This window comes from Stenotrophomonas sp. 220_Sma (assembly GCF_056487375.1).
Window position 1 is genome coordinate 776,304 of record NZ_CM151348.1, and the last position, 18,445, is coordinate 794,748.

Annotated in this window: 18 protein-coding genes and 1 pseudogene; 9 read left to right on the forward strand and 10 right to left on the reverse strand. The window is 68.1% G+C overall.

Features of this window, described 5'->3' with window-relative positions; genetic code table 11:
* Positions 1–39: 39 nt before the first annotated feature.
* From ACZLIB_RS03600 to ACZLIB_RS03630, 7 genes and pseudogenes are all read left to right on the forward strand, one after another.
* Positions 40–1,197: pseudogene (locus tag ACZLIB_RS03600) on the forward strand (MFS transporter); the annotation flags it as partial.
* 533 nt (positions 1,198–1,730) lie between these two features.
* On the forward strand, positions 1,731–2,351 hold the full coding sequence (locus ACZLIB_RS03605) for a LemA family protein (protein ID WP_032130538.1): 621 nt from the start codon (positions 1,731–1,733) through the stop codon (positions 2,349–2,351).
* Between the two features lie 3 nt (positions 2,352–2,354).
* Positions 2,355–3,242 (forward strand): TPM domain-containing protein, encoded by an 888-nt coding sequence (locus ACZLIB_RS03610; RefSeq protein ID WP_049398133.1) that lies wholly within the window; start codon positions 2,355–2,357, stop codon positions 3,240–3,242.
* The gene (locus ACZLIB_RS03615) at positions 3,242–3,736 is read left to right on the forward strand and encodes a TPM domain-containing protein (RefSeq protein WP_032966445.1); all 495 of its coding nucleotides are present in this window, start codon (positions 3,242–3,244) and stop codon (positions 3,734–3,736) included. Before ACZLIB_RS03610 ends, ACZLIB_RS03615 begins: the two co-directional genes overlap by 1 nt.
* 51 nt (positions 3,737–3,787) lie before the next feature.
* Complete coding sequence (gene lgt / locus ACZLIB_RS03620) at positions 3,788–4,675, forward strand: prolipoprotein diacylglyceryl transferase (protein WP_478469197.1); 888 nt, start codon at positions 3,788–3,790, stop codon at positions 4,673–4,675.
* Positions 4,672–5,466, forward strand: a complete 795-nt coding sequence (locus ACZLIB_RS03625) for a thymidylate synthase (RefSeq protein WP_109815237.1) — start codon at positions 4,672–4,674, stop codon at positions 5,464–5,466. The genes lgt and ACZLIB_RS03625 overlap by 4 nt, the downstream gene beginning before the upstream one ends.
* A 5-nt stretch (positions 5,467–5,471) precedes the next feature.
* A complete protein-coding gene (locus tag ACZLIB_RS03630; RefSeq protein ID WP_478469199.1) occupies positions 5,472–5,963 on the forward strand; it encodes a dihydrofolate reductase in 492 nt (163 codons plus the stop codon).
* Between the two features lie 89 nt (positions 5,964–6,052).
* On the opposite strand, the gene ACZLIB_RS03635 is transcribed toward ACZLIB_RS03630, so the two are convergent.
* From ACZLIB_RS03635 to ACZLIB_RS03680, 10 genes are all read right to left on the reverse strand, one after another.
* Positions 6,053–6,700, reverse strand: a complete 648-nt coding sequence (locus ACZLIB_RS03635; protein ID WP_197617136.1) for a DUF1287 domain-containing protein — start codon at positions 6,698–6,700, stop codon at positions 6,053–6,055.
* Positions 6,697–7,722, reverse strand: coding sequence for a symmetrical bis(5'-nucleosyl)-tetraphosphatase (locus ACZLIB_RS03640; protein WP_121504905.1), 1,026 nt, complete (start codon positions 7,720–7,722; stop codon positions 6,697–6,699). The genes ACZLIB_RS03635 and ACZLIB_RS03640 overlap by 4 nt, the downstream gene beginning before the upstream one ends.
* Positions 7,723–7,737: 15 nt before the next feature.
* A complete protein-coding gene (apaG, locus tag ACZLIB_RS03645; RefSeq protein WP_005412297.1) occupies positions 7,738–8,121 on the reverse strand; it encodes a Co2+/Mg2+ efflux protein ApaG in 384 nt (127 codons plus the stop codon).
* 13 nt (positions 8,122–8,134) lie between these two features.
* On the reverse strand, positions 8,135–8,938 hold the full coding sequence (gene rsmA, locus ACZLIB_RS03650) for a 16S rRNA (adenine(1518)-N(6)/adenine(1519)-N(6))-dimethyltransferase RsmA (protein ID WP_049460910.1): 804 nt from the start codon (positions 8,936–8,938) through the stop codon (positions 8,135–8,137).
* A complete protein-coding gene (gene pdxA / locus ACZLIB_RS03655) occupies positions 8,935–9,915 on the reverse strand; it encodes a 4-hydroxythreonine-4-phosphate dehydrogenase PdxA (RefSeq protein ID WP_478469201.1) in 981 nt (326 codons plus the stop codon). The genes rsmA and pdxA overlap by 4 nt, the downstream gene beginning before the upstream one ends.
* A 3-nt stretch (positions 9,916–9,918) precedes the next feature.
* Positions 9,919–11,265, reverse strand: a complete 1,347-nt coding sequence (locus ACZLIB_RS03660; RefSeq protein WP_478469203.1) for a peptidylprolyl isomerase — start codon at positions 11,263–11,265, stop codon at positions 9,919–9,921.
* Positions 11,262–13,742 (reverse strand): LPS-assembly protein LptD, encoded by a 2,481-nt coding sequence (gene lptD, locus ACZLIB_RS03665; RefSeq protein ID WP_080355245.1) that lies wholly within the window; start codon positions 13,740–13,742, stop codon positions 11,262–11,264. Before lptD ends, ACZLIB_RS03660 begins: the two co-directional genes overlap by 4 nt.
* A gap of 89 nt (positions 13,743–13,831) precedes the next feature.
* Positions 13,832–14,770 (reverse strand): histone deacetylase family protein, encoded by a 939-nt coding sequence (locus ACZLIB_RS03670; RefSeq protein WP_032129908.1) that lies wholly within the window; start codon positions 14,768–14,770, stop codon positions 13,832–13,834.
* Positions 14,771–14,779: 9 nt separating this feature from the next.
* Positions 14,780–15,334 carry a cob(I)yrinic acid a,c-diamide adenosyltransferase gene (locus ACZLIB_RS03675; RefSeq protein ID WP_049398143.1) on the reverse strand — a complete coding sequence of 185 codons (555 nt, stop codon included), beginning with the start codon at positions 15,332–15,334 and terminating at the stop codon, positions 14,780–14,782.
* 8 nt (positions 15,335–15,342) lie between these two features.
* Positions 15,343–15,927 (reverse strand): hypothetical protein, encoded by a 585-nt coding sequence (locus tag ACZLIB_RS03680; RefSeq protein WP_049398144.1) that lies wholly within the window; start codon positions 15,925–15,927, stop codon positions 15,343–15,345.
* Positions 15,928–16,033: 106 nt separating this feature from the next.
* Between ACZLIB_RS03680 and ubiH the strand changes: the two genes are divergently transcribed.
* Together ubiH and ACZLIB_RS03690 are read left to right on the forward strand one after the other, a co-directional pair.
* Positions 16,034–17,242, forward strand: coding sequence for a 2-octaprenyl-6-methoxyphenyl hydroxylase (gene ubiH, locus ACZLIB_RS03685; RefSeq protein ID WP_478469204.1), 1,209 nt, complete (start codon positions 16,034–16,036; stop codon positions 17,240–17,242).
* The gene (locus ACZLIB_RS03690; protein ID WP_049398145.1) at positions 17,239–18,420 is read left to right on the forward strand and encodes a UbiH/UbiF family hydroxylase; all 1,182 of its coding nucleotides are present in this window, start codon (positions 17,239–17,241) and stop codon (positions 18,418–18,420) included. The genes ubiH and ACZLIB_RS03690 overlap by 4 nt, the downstream gene beginning before the upstream one ends.
* The last annotated feature ends 25 nt before the right edge of the window (positions 18,421–18,445 follow it).

Sequence of the window (18,445 nt, forward strand, 5' to 3'; positions counted from 1 at the left end):
GCGCTCTTTTCCAGGACCTGCCCCACGCAGGATGACCCCATGAACTCCAGAGCCGCCTTGTTGGCCCTTGCCGTCGGCGCCTTCGCCATCGGCACCACTGAATTCGCGCCGATGGGCCTGCTGCCCGTCATTGCCGACGGCGTCGGCGTGAACATTCCCACCGCCGGCATGCTGATCACCGCCTATGCCGTGGGCGTGATGCTGGGCGCGCCGGTGATGACCCTGCTGATGGGACGGTTTGGCAAGCGCACCGCGCTGATGCTGCTGATGTCGATCTTCGTGGTCGGCAACCTGCTCTCGGCACTGGCCCCGAACTACGGCCTGCTGTTGCTGTCGCGTCTGGTCACCAGCCTCAATCACGGTGCCTTCTTCGGCATCGGTGCGGTGGTCGCCGCCAGCCTGGTGCCGAAGGACAAGCAGGCTGCCGCCGTGGCCATCATGTTCATGGGCCTGACCATCGCCAACATCGGCGGTGTGCCGCTGGCCACCTGGGTGGGCCAGCAGCTGGGCTGGCGTCTGTCCTTCGCCGGTACTGCGGTGCTGGGCCTGGTCGCGATCACCGCGCTCGGCCTCGCGCTGCCGGCATCCGCGCCGGGGCCGCGCCCGGACGTGCGCCGCGAACTGAAAGCGATCCTGCAGCCGCAGGTGCTGCTGGCGATGGCTACCACCGTGCTTGGCGCCGGCGCGATGTTCACCCTCTATACCTACGTGGCACCGGTGCTGACCGAACTGACCGGTGCCTCCAACGCCTTCATCGCGATGTCGCTGGCGCTGATAGGTATCGGCTTCACCTTCGGCAATGGCATCGGTGGGCGCATGGCCGACTGGTCGCTGGATGGTGCCACCCGCATCCTGCTGGCGGTCCTGGCCGTGTTGATGTTCGTGCTGCCGCTGGCCTTCATGAATCACGCCACGGCGGCGCTGGGCGTGCTGCTGTTCGGTGCGGCGACGTTCGCGATCGTGCCGCCGTTGCAGATCCGGGTGATGCAGGCCGCGAGCGAGGCGCCGGGGCTGGCGTCGTCGATCAACGTCGGTGCGTTCAACCTGGGCAATGCCGTGGGTGCGGCGCTGGGCGGTGCGGTGATCAGTTCGGGCCTGGGCTACGCCGCGATTCCGGTGGCCGGTGGCCTGCTGGCGGCCTCGGGGTTGCTGCTGGCGTGGCTGGGGCGTCCGCGCACTACGGTGGCTGAGGCTTGCTCAGTGATGTGGGGTTCCGGCAGGGCTGCGCCCTGCACCCGCCGAAGCAACAGCAACAGCCTGCATTCCGTGGGTTGGCGGGGTGGGTCCGGTTGCGGGGGACGCCGTGAATCCGTCCCTGGAGGCTTGGCCGCGGCATCCATGCCGCGGACACCCCCGCAACCGGCCCCACCCCGCCTTCGACAGATTCCCGCGGTCTGTCGGAACGTCGTTCTGCTTTGGTAGGTGTCGACCTTGGTCGACACGAATGCCTGAAGAACCGGCTTTTGCTTTTGTTTTTTTCTTTGTGATCTTCCCGCGGTGCGCAGGAAATTGTCCGTGGCCGGGAGGGTGGGTTGGCTGGGGGCGTGAGCCGCATGGATGCGGCGATCGAGCTTACATGGACGTACTTGCAGCGCCCCCCAGCCAACCCACCCTCCCGGCCACCCCCATAAAACCAGCAAACAACCACCGCGGAGGGGGCGGCGCCCGATGGCCGGTCTTTCACCCGAACCATGGCATGCTCGGCGCCAAGCCCACCCGGAACCTCCGCCATGCGCCTGTTCACCCGTGTCCTGCCCCTGATGCTGTTGGCCTCCCTGCTCTCCGGCTGCGGCTACAACGCCATCCAGCAGAAGGATGAAGCGGTCAAGGCCAGCTGGTCGGAGGTCATCAACCAGTACAAGCGTCGCGCCGACCTGGTGCCCAACCTGGTGCAGACCGTGAAGGGCTTCGCCAGCCAGGAAGAGCGCGTGCTGACTGAAGTGACCAACGCCCGTTCGCGTGTCGGCCAGATCAACGTCAATGCCGACGACGAAGCCTCGCTCAAGCAGTTCCAGCAGGCCCAGGGCGAACTTGGCAGCGCGCTGTCGCGGCTGCTGGTGGTCACCGAGAACTACCCGGAGCTGAAGTCGAACCAGAACTTCCGCGACCTGCAGGCGCAGCTGGAAGGTACCGAGAACCGGGTCACCGTCGCCCGTGGCCGTTACATCCAGCAGGTGCAGGACTACAACACCTACATCCGCTCGTTCCCGCAGGTGATCACCGCCAAGATCTTCGGCTACAAGACCAAGCCGAACTTCACCGTGGACAACGAAGCGCAGATCTCCAACGCGCCGGCGGTCGATTTCGGCAACGCGCCGCAGCAGCAGCCGGCACCGCAGCCGGGGACCTGATCGATGCGCCTGGCCTCTGCGCTGCTGGCCCTGCTGCTGTGGCTGCCGCTGGCCTCGCATGCGCAGCAGCTGGCGCCGGTTCCTGCGCTGGATTCGCCGGTGGTCGATACCACCGGCACGCTGGATGCCGCGCAGAAGCAGGCGCTGGTGCAGCAGGCGATCGAACTGCAGCAGCGCAAGGGCAGCCAGCTGCAGGTGCTGGTGGTGCCGACCACCCAGCCGGAGGACATCGCCCAGTACACCACGCGGGTCTTCGACCAGTGGCAGATCGGCCGCAAGGGCGTGGATGACGGGGTGCTGCTGGTGGTGGCCAAGGACGACCGGCGCGTGCGCATCGAGCCGGGCTACGGTCTGGAAGGCGCCATTCCCGATGCCATCGCCAACCGGGTCATCCAGGAATACCTGGTGCCGCGCTTCCGCAGCGGCGACTACGCCGGTGGCATCACCGACGCCACGGCGGTGCTGGTCAAGCTGATCGACGGCGAAACGCTGCCGGCACCGGTCAGCGGCCATCGCGGGCGTGAGCCCAGCGGTGGTGGCGATACCTGGTTCCTGGCGCTGTTCATCGGTGTGTTCGCCGGCAGCATCCTGCGCGGCGTGTTCTCGCGCGTGCCGCGACCGCTGCGAGGCCTTCTCGGCGGCGCCGGTGCAGCGCTGGCGGCGTTCCTGTTCACGTCCACGCTGCTGGCCAGTGGCGTGGCCGGCATCGTAGGGCTGATCGTGGCCATGCTCTCCGGCCATCCGGGCCGCTTTGCCGGCGGCGGCGGCTGGGGCGGTGGCAGCTGGGGCGGCGGAGGCGGCTTCGGCGGGGGCGGTGGATTTGGTGGTGGTGGCGGCTGGGGTGGCGGTGGTGGCCGCTCCGGTGGTGGCGGTGCTTCGGGGGGCTGGTGATGATCCAACGTCTATGTCGGCACGTGTTTTCGCCGTCGGTACGGCGCGCGTTCCCGCCCGCCACATTGCAGGCGATCACCGAGGCCATCGCGGCCGGTGAGCAGCGCCACGGTGGGCAGGTGATGTTCGCGGTGGAAGCGGACCTGCCGCTGGCCGCGCTGTGGCACAAGGTCACCCCGCGCCAGGCTGCCGAGCATGCCTTTGCCCGACTGCGCACCTGGGATACCACCCACAACAACGGTGTACTGATCTACCTGCTGCTGGCTGACCACGCCATCGAGATCGTCGCCGACCGGGGCCTGCAGGGCCGGGTCAGTCCGGCGCAGTGGCAGCGGGTCTGCACCCACCTGCGCGAGGGCCTGCGTGGTTCCCATCCGGTGGAAGCGCTGCAGGATGCCATCGACGAGGTCTCCAGCCTGATCGAAGGGCACTTTCCGGCCTCGACGCGGTCGAACGATGACGCGTTGCCGAACTCGCCCCAGCTCCTTGGTTGAGCCGGGGCGGCACTGGCCCGAGAATAGGCGTTCAACCGCAAGGCACCTTCCATGATCTATTTCCACGACATCGACCCCATCGCCCTCTCGCTGGGGCCGATCAAGGTGCACTGGTACGGCATCATGTACCTGCTCGGCTTCACTGCGGCCTGGCTGCTGGGCCGCAAGCGCATCGCTGACGGGCGCCTGCCGGGTGTCGATGCCAACGGCTTCTCCGACCTGCTGTTCTACGCCATGCTGGGCGTGGTGCTGGGCGGGCGCATCGGCTACATGCTGTTCTACGCGCTGGGCGATTTCCTGCACAACCCGCTGCTGCTGTTCAAGGTGTGGGATGGCGGCATGAGTTTCCACGGCGGCCTGCTGGGCGTGATTGCCGCCTGCTGGTGGTGGTCGCGCAAGCACAGGCTGCACTTCTTCGACACCATGGACTTCATGGCGCCGCTGGTGCCGCTGGGCCTGGGCTTCGGCCGTATCGGCAATTTCATCGGTGCCGAGCTGTGGGGCAAGTACACCGACGGTAGCTGGGGCGTGGTGTTCCCGTCCGGCCTGCCGGCCCCGCTGAACCAGCTGGACCATGCGACGCTGCAGGCGCAGTTCGCTACCGGTGCGTTGAACCAGTTCGCCCGCCATCCCTCCCAGCTGTATGAAGCGTTGCTGGAAGGGCTGGTGATGTTCGTGGTGCTGTGGACGGTGTCGGCCAAGCCGCGTCATCGCTACCTGGTCGGTGGCCTGTTCGCGCTGATGTACGGCCTGTTCCGCTTCGCGGTGGAGTTCGTGCGCATGCCCGACAACGGCGTCTACGTGGCCTTCGACTGGCTGACCCGAGGCCAGATCCTCAGCCTGCCGCTGATCGCCTTCGGCCTGGTGCTGCTGGTGATGTCGCGCCGCGCGCCGGTACTGCAGCCGCAGCCGCTGGTAGCTGCCGAGGGCAAGGCATGAAGGCTTACCTGGACCTGCTCTCGCACGTGCTCGAACACGGCGCCGAGAAGAGCGATCGCACCGGCACCGGCACCCGCAGCGTGTTTGGCTGGCAGATGCGTTTCAACCTGGCCGACGGCTTCCCGCTGGTCACCACCAAGAAACTGCACCTGCGCTCGATCATCCACGAGCTGCTGTGGTTCCTGAAGGGCGACACCAACATCGGCTACCTGAAGGACAACCAGGTGCGGATCTGGGACGAGTGGGCCGACGAGAACGGCGACCTCGGCCCGGTCTACGGCAAGCAGTGGCGCAGCTGGGCTACCGCCGACGGTCGCGAGATCGACCAGATGCAGTGGCTGGTGGACGAGATCAAGCGCAACCCCGACTCGCGCCGGCTGGTGGTCAGCGCCTGGAACGTGGGCGAGCTCTCGCAGATGGCGCTGATGCCGTGCCACAACCTGTTCCAGTTCTACGTGGTGGACGGCAAGCTCAGCTGCCAGCTCTACCAGCGCAGCGGCGACATTTTCCTCGGCGTGCCGTTCAACATTGCCAGCTACGCGTTGCTGACCCACATGGTGGCGCAGGCCACCGGCCTGGGCGTGGGTGACTTCGTGCACACGTTGGGCGATGCGCACCTGTATTCGAACCACTTCGAGCAGGCCCGCGAGCAGCTGTCGCGTGAACCGCGCGCGCTGCCGACGCTGTGGTTGAACCCGGAGGTGACCGACCTGTTCGGCTTCCAGTTCGACGACATCCGCATCGACGGCTACGATCCGCATCCGGCCATCAAGGCGCCGGTGGCGGTGTGAGCGCAATGAAGCTGTCGATGATCGTGGCGCTGGACCGCAACCGTGGCATCGGCCAGGGCAATGCCATGCCCTGGCACCTGCCGGATGATTTCAAGCATTTCAAGGCGCTCACCCTGGGCAAGCCGATCCTGATGGGGCGCAAGACCGCCGAGTCGATCGGCCGCGTGCTGCCGGGGCGGACCAACCTGGTGCTGACCCGCAGCGGCCAGGTGCCATTCGAGGGCATGCGTGCGGTGGCGTCGCTGGACGAAGCGAAGTTGATTGCCGAAGGCGAGGGCGCCAGCGAGCTGTGCATCATCGGCGGCGGCGAAATCTTCCACCAGCTGCTGGAGCAGGCCAGTGACCTGTACCTGACCTGGGTGGATGCCGAAGTCCCCGCCGATACCCATTTCCCCGAAGTGGACGTGCAGGACTGGCGGGAAGTGAGCAGCGAGCCGCACCCGGCCGACGAACGCCACGCGTACGCGTTCCGCTTCGTGCACTACGTGCACCGTTGACCGCCGCCCATCTGTAGAGCCGAGCCATGCTCGGCTGCTGTTGCCGGACACATCCCGTAGCCGAGCATGGCTCGGCTCTACAGGATTGCCTACGGCATCCGGTAATGCCCGATGATCGTGTGCTGGAACAACAGGTTCTCTTCCCGCGTGCCGCGCGCGATGTTGTGCAGCACCAGCGGCGTGCCATCGGCCAGCTGCCGGTCGGAGACGATGCCCACGTGCAGCAGGCCGTTGCCGTTGAGCTTCCAGGCAACGATGTCACCGGCCGCATAGTCGGTGGCGAGGGCGGTGATCGGTTGCTGCCAGCCCTGCCGTTCGAACCAGCGCATCAGGTTCGGTACACGACGATGATCGATGTTGCGGTCCGGCCGTGACAGGCCCCAGATCGCCGGATAGGCACTGAAGTTGCCGCGCATGTCTTCATGCACGCGTGCCTGCAGGTCCATGCCCTGGCTGCGCAGGGCGCGCACCACCACATCGGTGCACACGCCGCGATCCAGTGGCACGTCGCCGCCGGGATAGGCCAGCACTTGATAGGCAGGGTCGTAGCGGGTGGTGACGCCGATCTGCGCGCGCGCCGCAGCCACCAGTGGCGGCGAAGGCGCCTGTGGTGGCGTCGGTGTGCGTTCAGCGCTGTCCGCAGCCGTGGGAGCAGTCGGCGAGCCGGGCTGGCAGCCGCTGGCCAGGGCCAGCGTCAGCAGCAGCACCGTCCATGGTGCCCAGCCGTGCCGCGTCATGCCTGCGGCGGGGTGCTGTTGTTGTTGGGACCGCCGGAGCCACCACCACCACCGCCACCACGGCGACGACGACGGCGCGGGCCGCGGTTGCCCGGGTTGGCGGCCGGAGCATTGCCGCCGCCCTGTTCCTTGCCCTGCGCCGGTGCAGCCGGGCGCTCGTGCGCCGGGCGCGCTGGCGGGCGGGCGTTGGGCACGGGTGCCGGTACATCGCGGCCTGGCACCTGCACCACGCGCAGTTCATCGGTATCGAGCTGGATCGCGGTCAGCTTGCCGCCCCAGACCGCGCCGGTGTCGATGGCGTGCACGCCCTGGGTGATGGTCAGGCCCAGCGCCGACCAGTGGCCGCAGACGACCTTGAGGTCACGCTCGACCCGGCCCGGCACTTCGAACCAGGGATACAGCCCCTGTTCCTGGGTGCCCGGCGTGCCCTTGTCCTCGATGCCGATACGCCCGCGCGGGGTGCAGTAGCGCATGCGGGTGAGCACGTTGATGATCGCGCGCGAGCGGTCGTAGCCGGACAGGTTCGGTGCCCAGCTCGGCTTGTCGCCGTACATGTTGCGGAACAGCTTGCGGTAGCCGGCGCCGTGCAGCTGCACCTCGACTTCGGCTGCATGCTTCTCGGCCATCTGCGTGGTCCACTTCGGCGCCAGGCCGGCGTGCACCATCATCCAGCCCAGCTCGCGGTCCACGTGCACCAGCTTCTGCAGGCGCAGCCAGTCCAGCAGTTCGTCGCGGTCCTCGGCCTGCACGATGCGCAGCAGGTCCGGGTTGACCTTGCGCTGTTCCTCTTCGGTGCGCGCACCGACGGCCAGCAGCGAAAGGTCATGGTTGCCCAGCACCACTACGCTGTGCTCGCGCAGCGAATGCACCAGCCGCAGCGTTTCCAGTGACTGGCCACCGCGGTTGACCAGGTCGCCGCAGAACCACAGGGTGTCCTGCGCCGGGTCGAAACGGATCTTCTCCAGCAGTCGCTGGGTGACGTCATAGCAGCCCTGCAGGTCGCCGATCGCCCACACACTCATCGTTCGGCCTCCGTGTCAGTGCAGGGTACGCGGGATGGCCAGCACGAAAGGTGCGACCGGCGCGGCAAATTCGGTGCCGTCGTCGGCGACCATGTCGTAGTGGCCCTGCATGGTCCCGTGATCGGTCCCCAGCATGACACCGGACGTGTAATGGAAGTCTTCACCGGGACGCAGGCGCGGCTGCTCGCCGATCACCCCGTCACCATCGACATGCTCGACGCGGCCGTTGGCATCGGTGATGCGCCAGTGGCGTGCGACCAGGCGCGCGGCAACACGCCCCTGGTTGTGGATGCGGATCGTGTAGGCGAACGCATAGCGCCCGTCTTCCGGCGCGGATTGATCGTCGAGGAAGCGCGGTGCGACTTCGACGGAGATGGCATAAACGTCAGCGTCTTCCATACCGGCAGTGTAATCAGGAGGCATTGGCCAAAGCGATGAATTCGGCCACGTCCAGCTGTTCGGCGCGGGCATCGGGACGCACGCCGGCGGCAACGAACTGTTCGGCGGACACCACGTTGTTCAGGGCGTTGCGCAGGGTCTTGCGGCGCTGCCCGAAGGCGGCCTTGACCACCTCGGCGAAACGCTTGTGGTCGTGGATGTTGATCGTGGCCGGGTCACGCGGCACCAGCCGCACCACGGCCGAATCGACCTTCGGCGGCGGCCGGAACGCGCCCGGCGGCACCACGAACAGCGAGGTCACCTGGCAGTAGGCCTGCAGCATCACGCTGAGCCGGCCGTACACCTTGCTGCCGGGGCCGGCGGCCATGCGGTCGACCACTTCCTTCTGCAGCATGAAGTGCATGTCGCGGATCACCGCCGCATGTTCCAGTGCATGGAACAGGATCGGCGAGGAGATGTTGTAGGGCAGGTTGCCGACCAGGCGGATCGACTGGCCGGCAGCCAGCTCGGTGAAGTCCACGCGCAGCACGTCGCGGTGGACGATGGTCAGCTCGCCCAGCGGCTCGGCGGCGGCGGTCAGTGGCGCGATCAGGTCGCGGTCGAACTCGATCACCGTCAGTTTCGGATGCACGCGCAGCAGCGGCAGGGTGATCGCGCCCTGGCCGGGGCCGATCTCGACCAGGCGGTCACCGTCTTTCGGGTTGACCGCCATCACGATCTTGTCGATGTAGTGGCGGTCGGCCAGGAAATGCTGGCCAAGCTGCTTCTTGGCCGGGGCGGTGAACACCGGGCCGGAGGGGGAATGCGGGGAATTCATGCGCTCAGTGTACGTTGCCGCGCAAGCTGCGCACACAACGTCGTTGCCGCCTGCAGGCTGGAAGGATCGGCAATGCCGCGGCCGGCAAGGTCCAGCGCGGTGCCATGGTCCACCGCCACGCGCGGGTAGGGCAGACCCAGGGTCAGGTTCACCGCCTGTTCGAAGCCGGAATACTTCAGTACCGGCAGGCCCTGGTCGTGGTACATCGCCAGCACGGTGTCGAAGCCGGCCAGCTTGGCGGGCAGGAAGGCGGTATCGGCCGGCAGCGGCCCGACCAGGTCCATGCCCTCCGCGCGCAGGCGCTGCAGCAGCGGGATGACCAGATCCAGTTCTTCGCGGCCCAGGTGGCCGTCTTCGCCGGCGTGCGGGTTCAGGCCGAGCACGGCGATGCGTGGCGCAGCCAGGCCGAACTCACGGCGCAGTGCGGTATGCACGGTGCGCAGCGTGTGCTCCAGGCCGGGAGCGGTGATCGCATCGGCCACCTCGCGCAGCGGCAGGTGGGTGGTGGCCAGGGCCACGCGCACGATGTGGTTGGCCAGCATCATCACCACCTTCACTCCGGCCTGGTCGGCCAGCAGTTCAGTGGTGCCGCTGTAGGCGATGCCGCCTTCGTTGATGACTGCCTTGTGCACCGGGCCGGTCACCACGCCGTGCAGTTCGCCGGACAGGCAGGCCTGGCCGGCACCGAGCAGGGCACCGATGACCGCGCCGGCATTGGCCGGATCGGCCTGGCCGAAGCGGCTGGGCGCGGCGTTGCGGACGGCACGCAGGCGCAGATCGCCCGGGACGCGTGCTTCGGCGTCCTCGGGCAGCAGTTGCAGGGGCAGGTTCAGCGCGGCCGCGGCCGCGTGCAGGGTGTCCGGGTCGGCGAAGGCCAGCAGCCGGCAATCTTCACGCGGCTGCTGGACGAGGCGGACACACAGCTCCGGGCCGATCCCGGCGGGCTCGCCCGGTACCAGAGCGAGCTCGGGGCGCATCGGTCAGGACTGCGGCGGCGTGGCGGTGTTTTCCGCGCGGCCGCCGCTGCGGAAGCTGACGTAGGCTTCGCCACGCAGTTCCTGCAGGAAGCGGTTGTACTCGTCTTCCAGCTTGCGGCGGCCGATGGTCTCGCGGACCTGGGCACGCTGGTTGTCAGTGGTCACGTCGGTCTGGCGGGTGCCCACGCGCTGCACGATGTGCCAGCCGGCATCGGTGCGGAACGGCTGGCTGACGCCACCGTCCTGGATGCCGGACACCTGCTGGCCGAACGCCGGACCGAACGCGTCGGCCGGGAACCAGCCCAGATCGCCGCCCTGGCCCTTGCTGTTGTTGTCCTCGGAGGACTCCTTGGCCACGGTCTCGAAGTCCGCGCCACCGGCGATGCGGGCACGCAGGGTATCGATCTTGGCCTTGGCGGCAGCGTCGGTCTGGTGATCGTCCACGCGCACCAGGATGTGGCGGCCGTGGTACTCGGTGACCGTGTGCTCGCCACCGCTGGCGGCGCTGGCATCACGCACTTCCACCAGCTTCAGCAGCTGGAAGCCGCTGGGGCCGCGGATCGGGCCGACCACTTCGCCGGGCTTCATCTTTTCCATCATCTGCGCGAAGGCCTGCGGAATTTCGTCCAGGCTGCGCCAGCCCAGGTCGCCGCCTTCCAGCGCGTTGGGGCTGTCCGAATAACGCACGGCGGCGGCGTTGAAGTCCAGCTCACCCTTGTCCAGCAGGGCCTTCACGCCTTCGGCCTTCTTCTGGCCGGTGGCGATCTGGTCGGCGTTGGAGCCGTCGGGCAGGGCGATCAGGATGTGCGCCAGGTGGTACTGGTTGCCAACCGTGGCCTGCTGCTTCAGGGCGGCGTCGACTTCGCCCTCGCTGACGCTGATGCGGCTCTGCGCGAAGCTCTGGCGCAGGCGCTGCACGGTGATTTCATCGCGCACCGAAGCGCGGAAATCGTTGAAGTCGATGCCGTCGTGGGCCAGGCGCTGGCGCAGTGCATCCAGGTTCGAGCCGTTCTGCTGGGCGATGGCATTCATCGCCTGGTTCAGCTCCTGGTCGCTGACGCGGATGCCGCTGCCCTGGGCGCGGGCCACCTGCAGCTTGACCAGCACCAGGCGCTCGAGCACCTGGCGGCTGAGTACGTCTTCCGGCGGCAGCTGGTTTTCACGGCCGGCGTACTGCGCCTTGATGTTGGCGATCGCACGCTGGAGCTCGCTCTGCAGGATCACGTCCTCGTCGACGACGGCGGCGATGCGGTCCAACGGCTGCGCCTCCTGCGCGAGCACCTGCACGGGGGCGGACACGCTGGACACCGCCAGCAGGGAGGCGAGAAGAACGGGGAAGCGCTTGGTCATGGGATCTGATTCGGATCGTAGTCATCCCGGGTCGCCCCGGTGTTGCTGGGCGGCACGAGATAGAGGTCGTCGCGGTTGTAGCCGAGGATAGCACGGCGCAGCGTACGGTCCGTGTCCTGGCCGATGGAGCTGAGGCCCTTGAGGACGAACTCCAGCTGGATGGAATTGTTCATGTCGCCTTCGCGGTTGCGCACGTAGCGGCGGGCCACTGCACGCACGGCCAGGCAGCAGCTGTCCCACTGCACGCCGGCGATGATCTCCAGCGGTTCCTTGTCCTGCAGCGAGTAGTAATACCGGCCCACCAGGCTCCAGCGCGCATTCAGCGGGTACAGGAACGACAGGTCGGCCTGCTCCAGCAGGGTCCGGTCATGCTTGTTGGCGGTTGCCGGGGCGCCGGCATTGATGCGATAGCGGTAGCTGAGGTTGATCACGCCATCGTTGGGCATCAGATAACGGGCGCGGACGCTGGCCAGATCCTCGCGCTTGTACTTCGGGTCCCACTGGTAGGTGGCGCCCAGGGTCCAGCGGTCGTTGATCATGTAGTTGCCGTCGGCGATCCATGCCGACTTGCCCTTCTCCACCGGCGCGCCGCCCGGCGTGGTGCTCACCCGCGATTCGTCGAAGTACTGGATCTGGCCGATCGCGGCCGAGAAGCGTTCCTTGCCGGTGGTCTGGTCGATGAAGCGGGTGCCCAGTGCCAGGGTCAGCTGGTTGGCATCGTTCTGGCGGTCGGCGCCGGTATAGCGCGAGTCGCGGAACAGCTGGCCCCAGCTGAAGGTGAAGTCACGGGTGTCGAAGATCGGCAGCTCGTCCTGGTTGCGGTAGGGCGTGCGCAGGTAGAACAGGCGCGGCTCCAGGGTGTGCAGGAACGACTTGCCGCGGATGGTGGTCTCGCGGTCGAAGAACAGGCCGGCATCGAGGCTGCCGATCGGCAGGCTGCGGCTGGGCGAGGTATTGCCGCGCAGCTGCTCGGGCGTGGCGGTGTTCGGATCGATGCCCTGGGAGGTGAGCACGGTACGGCGGACACTGTCGGCCAGGCCGCGATCCAGGTCATAGGCGGTGTAGCGGTAGGCCAGGGTCGGGGTTACGTACCAGGCTGCGCCACTGATCGGGAACGACACGTAGGGCTTCACGTCCAGGCGCGAACCACCGAACATGCGCTGCACCTGCCCGTTGCGGGTGTACTGCAGGTCGGTGCCGGCACTGGCGTCGTACTTGAAGTTGACGTCGTCGTGGGTGAAGCGCACCGCTTCGGTGTAGATGCCGGTTTCCAGCCACGGCAGCACCGGCTTGTTCCAGTTGAAGAACAGGCGTGGCTCGCGGTTGTAGGGCAGGGCGCGCTCGTCGAGGGTGTAGTCGGTCAGCTGCCAGCGGTCGGCCATGATGCCGGCCGTCCAGTTCTGGCCGGTGCCGTACAGGCCGATGGTGCTCTGCAGGTTGGAGGCGGTCACCCCCACCAGGCGGTTGGCGAAGTCCTCGACATAGCGTTCGTCGCTCACCCAGGCCAGGTTGGCGCGGGCCTGCCAGTGGCTGTTCACGTTGTGGTAGCCGTCGAACATCACCCGGCCACGGTCGCGGTCGCGCAGCTTGTCGTTGGGCATGTAGCTGGTCAGCACCTCGCCACGGCCGCCGTTGTAGAGGTAGCGGAACTCGTTGTCGAGCAGCAGGCCGCGCCGGCTCATGTACCGCGGGGTCAGGGTGTCGTCGTAGTTCGGCGCCAGGTTGAAATAGATCGGCTGCGCATAATCGAAGCCATTGCGCCCGGACATGCCCAGCTGCGGGAACAGCAGGCCGGTCTTGCGGCGGTCATCGATCGGAAACTTGAAGTAGGGCGCCCACAGCACCGGCACCTTGCCGATGCGCAGCACGGCGTTGCGGGCCGTGCCGAAGCCTTCGTCGTTGTCCACTTCGATCTGCGGCGCCGACAGCTTCCACACCGGCTGCGACGGGTCGCAGGTGGTGTAGGTGGAGCGGTGCATCTGGCCGACCGCGCCCTGCAGGTCGACCGACTCGGCATCACCGTTGCCCCGGCGCGACACCAGCTGGTACTTGATGTCGGAGATCTTGTGGGTGTCGCTTTCCTGGTTGCCTTCGGCGCGCTTGGCGACCATCCGGATCGACCCGTCCTGGTAGCGGACATTGCCGTCGGCGATGTAGTTGCCGGTCTCGGTGTCGAAGCTGAGCTTGTCGGTACCGACGAACTGGTCACCCCGGCGCAGCGCCACGTTGCCCTCGTACTGCGGCACCGTGGTGGTGCCCAGCAGCTGGTCGCCTTCGATGTCGGTCGGCTGGTTCTCGCGGGCGGCTGCGGCAGCAGCCTTGTCCTGGGCCGGGACCGGGGTGGGGGCGTCGGTGAACGCGGGAATGACGTCGGTGGCCGGGCACAGGCCCCAGTTGAGCGGCTTATCATCGGCCATCGCCGGCAGGCTGATGGCGATGCTCAGAGGCAGGGGAAGCAGGCGGAGGGCTCGGCGCACGCGGTTCGGATTCGGGCGAAAACGGACGGTAGCTTGCCCCATCCCTTGCATAGGGGCAATGAAGGGCGCCGGAGCCTGCCGGTTCGGGTTCATCCGGCGGAGGCACCCGCAGAGGGTGTGATCAGGGCCTGGACATGGGCCACGCTGCACTCGGCCAGGGCCTGCAGGTCGTAGCCTCCCTCCAGCATCGAGACCACCCGGCCGGCGGCGTGACGGCGTGCCAGCGCATGCAGTTCACGGGTGATCCAGGCGAAATCGTCGGTCTCCAGCATCAGATCGGCCTGCGGGTCGCGCAGGTGGGCGTCGAAGCCGGCGGAGATCAGCAGCAGCTGCGGACGGAAGTCGTCGATGGCTGGCAGCATCTCGTCGGCCCAGACGTTGCGGAAGCGGAAGCCGCCGCTGCCCGGTGGCAACAGGATGTTCATCAGGTTGCCGGCACCGCGGTCGCGGCGCAGGCCGGAATTGGGGAACAGCCCGGCTTGGTGGGTGCTGTAGTAGGAGACCCGGGCATCGTGCTGGAAGATGTCCTGGGTGCCATTGCCGTGGTGGACGTCGAAATCGACCACCGCGATCCGCTCCAGGCCATGGCGGTCACGGGCATAGGCGGCAGCGATGGCGATGTTGTTCAGCAGGCAGAAGCCCATCGCCGTGCTGCTGGTGGCGTGGTGGCCCGGCGGGCGTACCGCGCAGAAGGCCAGCGGATCCTCGCCCAGCATCACCGCATCGACCGCGGCCACGCCGGCACCGGCGGCGTGCACGGCGGCGCTGGCCGAACCTGGCGAGGTCCAGGTGTCCATGTCCAGCTGGCGCAGCGGCGCGGTCTGCGGCTGCAGCACGAAGTCGAGCAGGGCGCTGTCGTGGACCCGGGTCAGTTCGCCGAACTTGGCCGGCGGCGCCTCGCGCCAGTCCAGCTGATCAGGGAAGGCGGCGTGCAGTGCGTCGAGTACGTACTGCAGGCGCTGCGGGCACTCCGGATGGCCGGGGCCGGGGTCATGCAGCAGGCAGGACGGGTGGGTATAGACCAGCATCGTGCCGACTCAGCGCTGGCGCTGCTGTGGCTGCCACAGCGCTTCGCCGTGGCCATCGGCACGGGCCAGCACCCGGGCCAGCACGAACAGCAGGTCTGACAGTCGGTTGAGGTACTGCAGCGCCTCGCTGCGCACGGCCTCGTGGCGGGCCAGGGTGACCGTTTCGCGCTCGGCGCGGCGGACGATGGTGCGGGCCAGATGGCAGCGCGCGGCGGCTTCGCCGCCGGCCGGCAGGATGAATTCCTTCAGCATCGGCAGGTCGGCGTTGTAATGGTCCAGCTGCTGTTCCAGGGCCGAGACGTCGGCGGCGTGGATCGCGGCATGGCCGGGAATGCACAGCTCGGCGCCCAGGTCGAACAACTGGTGCTGCAGATGCACCACCAGCGCGCGCACATCCTCGGGCAGGGGCGCGGCCAGCAGCAGGCCGAGCGCGGCATTGGCCTCGTCGACGGTGCCGAAGGACGCCACGCGTGCGTCATCCTTGGCCACGCGCTGGCCGTCGCCAAGGCCGGTACTGCCGTCGTCGCCGGTGCGGGTGTAGATGCGCGAGAGGCGATGACCCATGGCGCGGCTCAGTGGCGGATGTCGCGGCGGGCCTGCTGGAGCTTCAGCACCTGCTCCACGGCCAGCTGCAGGGCGGCGGCCAGCGCCACATAGATCGCCGTGGTGCGCAGGTAGGGCCCGAACCACTGCGCGTAGTTCTGTGCCCAGCCGGCCAGGGTCGGCTCGGCCACGTTGCGGCTGCTCCAGTAGAAACCGCCCTGTGCCAGCAGGTGGCAGACCGCCACCGAAGCGACCAGCAGCACTGCGCCCTTGGCCAGTACCGGCCAGCGCGCGCTCTGGTAGTTGCGGCCCAGCAGCATGCCGCCGGCCCACAAAGAGAAGTAGGCAGGCAGCAGCAGCCAGTAGCCCGGCGACACGCAGTAGTGCTGCCAGAAATCCAGACCGCTGCTGCGGATCACGATCCAGTCCACCAGCACCGCGAACACCATCAGCAGCGGGAACGCCCAGCGCGTCCAGCGCGCCAGGTAGAAGCCACCGATGAAGAACACGGCCCAGGAGGCATCCGGAATGGCCGCGAAGTGATTGACCCGGGTCGCCGCCAGCAGCAGTACGAGTACGGACAGGACGAAGGCGCGGTTGGCGGTATCGGACATGGTGGGGGCCCGGAGCGGATTCAGGTTTCATTCTAGCCCGCCGCGCAGGTTGGCGCAGGTGCCGCCCGTTCGGCGTACAGTCGGGGCGAGCGCGTATCATGAACACATGAGTGAACGACATGACGTGCTGATTGTCGGTGGTGGCCTGGTGGGTGCCAGCCTGGCCATCGCCCTGGACCGCCTGGGCCGCGACGTGGGCCTGCTTGAGGCCAGCCCGGCCGGCGAGCTGCCTGCGGTGTTCGACCAGCGCAATCTCAGTTTCGCCGCTGCCACCGTCAATGCGCTGACCGCGCTGGGGGTGATGCAGAAGCTGGCGATGGCACCGGGCCCGATCCGGCGCATCCATGTCAGTCGTGCCGGCGATTTCGGCCGTGTGCAGCTCGAAGCGGCCGATTACGACCGGCCGTGGTTCGGCCAGGTGGTGGTCGCGCGCGATTTCGGCCAGGCGCTGGAAGCGCGCCTGCAGGAATTGCCGCGCCTGCGTCGTTACCGGCCGATGCGGTTCCTGGGGCTGGGTGAGGTGGTCGATGGTTACCGCCGGGTACGGGTGGCTGACGAGGCTGGCGAACGCGTGCTGCTGGCACGGTTGGTGGTGGGGGCCGATGGCACCACCAGCGGCGTGCGTGGCGCGCTGGGCATCGAGGTCGACCGCCATGATTTCCAGCAGACCCTGTTCGTGGCCCGCGTGCGCAGCCAGCGTGCGCCGGATGGCACCGCCTGGGAACGCTTCACCGATACCGGCCCAACCGCCCTGCTGCCGCGTGGCGATCGTCACTTCGGCACCGTGCACGGCGTAGCGCGCGACCAGGCCGATGCGGTGATGGCGTTGGACGATGCGGCCTGGCTGCAACGCCTGCAGAGCGCGATCGGCTGGCGTGCCGGCCGCCTGTTTGAATCCGGCCCGCGCAGTGCCTACCCGCTCATCCAGGTGCTGGCGCGCGCGCTGGCCGGTGAGCGCACGGTGCTGCTCGGCAATGCCGCGCAGACCATCCATCCGCTGGGCGCACAGGGCTTCAACCTGGGCCTTCGCGATGCGCTGACCCTGGCCGAACTGCTGGAGGATGCGCATGAGGATGCCGGCAGCGATGCGCTGCTGAAGGCCTACGTCGCGCGGCGCGAGGAAGATCGCCGGCAGACGGTGGCGTTCTCCGGTGGGCTGGCACGATTGACCAGCAACCCGGCACCGCTGATGCGGCCGCTGCGCAGCCTCGGCCTGGTGGCCGCACAGCGCGCGTCGGTGCAGTCGATGCTGGTCGGTGGTGCGATGGGCTTCCGTGGCGACGTGCCGCGCCTGTGCCGCGGAGAAGCCGCATGAGCCGGCGCACGCGTCTTGATGTGGCCATCGTTGGTGGTGGCGTGGTCGGTGCCGCGTGTGCGCTGGCGCTGGCCGATGCCGGCCTGTCGGTTGCGCTGGTGGAAGGCCGCGAACCGGCACCGTGGCAGGCCGCACAGCCGGACCTGCGGGTGTTCGCCTTCGCCGCCGACAACGTGCAGCTGTTGAACCGCCTGGGTGTGTGGCCAGCCATCGCGCAGGCCCGCGCCTGGCCTTACCGGCGCATGCAGGTGTGGGATGCCGCGGGTGGCGAGGATCTGTTGTTCGACGCCGATCGCTTCGGCCGTCGTGAGCTGGGCTACATCGTCGAGAACGGCCTGCTGCAGGATCGCCTGTGGGCGGCGCTGCCGGCGGCGGGCGTGCAGCTGCACTGCCCGGCACGGGTGGAAGCGCTGGAACAGGATGAAGACGGCGTGCGCCTGCGGCTGGATGACGGGCGCCGCCTGGAAGCGGCGCTGGCGGTGGCCGCCGACGGTGCCGAGTCAACCCTGCGCCAGCTGGCCGGGATCGAGGTTGAAAAGCATGACTACCACCAGCGTGGCGTGGTGGCCTATGTGGACAGCGATCTTCCCAACCAGGCCACCGCATGGCAGCGCTTCCTGCCGACCGGGCCGCTGGCGCTGCTGCCGGTGGCCGAGCGTCGCAGTTCGATCGTCTGGACCCTGCCCGAGGATGAAGCGGCTCGCGTGCTGGCCCTGGACGAGGACGCCTTCAACCGCGAACTGACCCGTGCCTTCGCTGCGCGCCTGGGCGAACTGCGGTTGGCATCACCGCGTGCGGCCTTCCCGCTGCGTCGCCAGCTGGCCCGTCACTACGTGGCTGGCCGCGTGCTGGCGCTGGGTGATGCTGCGCATGTGGTGCATCCGCTGGCCGGGCAGGGCGTGAACCTGGGCCTGCGCGATGTCGCCGCCCTGCAGCAGTGGCTGGCGCCGTCGGCCGAACGCCGCGGCCAGCCGCGGCTGTCGCCGCAGCGCCTGCAGCGCTGGGCACGCGAACGGCGCAGCGACAACCACATCGCCGCCTACAGTTTCGATGCGATCAACCGCCTGTTCTCCAACGACGAAATGCACCTGACCCTGGCCCGTGGACGCGCACTGGGCTGCGTCGGCAAATGGCCGCCGCTGGTGCAGGCGTTCTGGAAGCGCGCCGCCGGGGTCTGACCGGAATACAGGCCGCTCTGGCAGG

What these genes read in the sequence shown, in the direction of transcription:
- ACZLIB_RS03625 (WP_109815237.1), top strand. Translation starts at nt 4,672, where the DNA reads ATGAAGGCTTACCTGGACCTGCTCTCGCACGTGCTCGAACACGGCGCC.
- ACZLIB_RS03660 (WP_478469203.1), bottom strand. Translation starts at nt 11,265, where the DNA reads ATGACCAAGCGCTTCCCCGTTCTTCTCGCCTCCCTGCTGGCGGTGTCC.
- rsmA (WP_049460910.1), bottom strand. Translation starts at nt 8,938, where the DNA reads ATGAATTCCCCGCATTCCCCCTCCGGCCCGGTGTTCACCGCCCCGGCC.
- ACZLIB_RS03610 (WP_049398133.1), top strand. Translation starts at nt 2,355, where the DNA reads ATGCGCCTGGCCTCTGCGCTGCTGGCCCTGCTGCTGTGGCTGCCGCTG.
- ACZLIB_RS03690 (WP_049398145.1), top strand. Translation starts at nt 17,239, where the DNA reads ATGAGCCGGCGCACGCGTCTTGATGTGGCCATCGTTGGTGGTGGCGTG.
- ubiH (WP_478469204.1), top strand. Translation starts at nt 16,034, where the DNA reads ATGAGTGAACGACATGACGTGCTGATTGTCGGTGGTGGCCTGGTGGGT.
- ACZLIB_RS03605 (WP_032130538.1), top strand. Translation starts at nt 1,731, where the DNA reads ATGCGCCTGTTCACCCGTGTCCTGCCCCTGATGCTGTTGGCCTCCCTG.
- ACZLIB_RS03670 (WP_032129908.1), bottom strand. Translation starts at nt 14,770, where the DNA reads ATGCTGGTCTATACCCACCCGTCCTGCCTGCTGCATGACCCCGGCCCC.
- apaG (WP_005412297.1), bottom strand. Translation starts at nt 8,121, where the DNA reads ATGGAAGACGCTGACGTTTATGCCATCTCCGTCGAAGTCGCACCGCGC.
- ACZLIB_RS03630 (WP_478469199.1), top strand. Translation starts at nt 5,472, where the DNA reads ATGAAGCTGTCGATGATCGTGGCGCTGGACCGCAACCGTGGCATCGGC.
- lgt (WP_478469197.1), top strand. Translation starts at nt 3,788, where the DNA reads ATGATCTATTTCCACGACATCGACCCCATCGCCCTCTCGCTGGGGCCG.
- ACZLIB_RS03675 (WP_049398143.1), bottom strand. Translation starts at nt 15,334, where the DNA reads ATGGGTCATCGCCTCTCGCGCATCTACACCCGCACCGGCGACGACGGC.
- ACZLIB_RS03615 (WP_032966445.1), top strand. Translation starts at nt 3,242, where the DNA reads ATGATCCAACGTCTATGTCGGCACGTGTTTTCGCCGTCGGTACGGCGC.
- pdxA (WP_478469201.1), bottom strand. Translation starts at nt 9,915, where the DNA reads ATGCGCCCCGAGCTCGCTCTGGTACCGGGCGAGCCCGCCGGGATCGGC.
- ACZLIB_RS03680 (WP_049398144.1), bottom strand. Translation starts at nt 15,927, where the DNA reads ATGTCCGATACCGCCAACCGCGCCTTCGTCCTGTCCGTACTCGTACTG.
- ACZLIB_RS03635 (WP_197617136.1), bottom strand. Translation starts at nt 6,700, where the DNA reads ATGACGCGGCACGGCTGGGCACCATGGACGGTGCTGCTGCTGACGCTG.
- ACZLIB_RS03640 (WP_121504905.1), bottom strand. Translation starts at nt 7,722, where the DNA reads ATGAGTGTGTGGGCGATCGGCGACCTGCAGGGCTGCTATGACGTCACC.